Source organism: Zoogloea sp. LCSB751, assembly GCF_002028455.1.
Taxonomy (GTDB): Bacteria; Pseudomonadota; Gammaproteobacteria; order Burkholderiales; family Rhodocyclaceae; genus Zoogloea.
Map to the genome: position 1 here is coordinate 1 of NZ_MWUM01000538.1, position 242 is coordinate 242.

The 242-nt window shown below is 52.5% G+C and carries 1 protein-coding gene; it reads left to right on the forward strand.

Features of this window, described 5'->3' with window-relative positions; translation table 11 throughout:
* Positions 1 to 93: 93 nt before the first annotated feature.
* Positions 94 to 242, forward strand: a 149-nt coding sequence (locus tag B4920_RS27630) for an NAD-dependent epimerase/dehydratase family protein (RefSeq protein ID WP_139379764.1), incomplete at its 3' end; no start/stop codon positions are given.

The following is a 242-nucleotide window of genomic DNA, read 5'->3' on the forward strand; positions in this document are numbered from 1 at the left end:
GTGATAAACTTTTCGGCAATTTCAAATTGGCCCACTATACACAGCTTTAACAGGCAGTCACACGGGGCCATCAACGTACGCGAGGCAAACTCCATGATCGTAGTAACTGGCGGTGCTGGCTTTATCGGCAGCAATCTGGTCAAGCAGCTGAACGCTCAAGGACGGACCGATATCGTGGTCATCGACGACCTGACCGACGGCACCAAGTTCGTCAACCTAGTCGATCTCACCATCGCCGACTA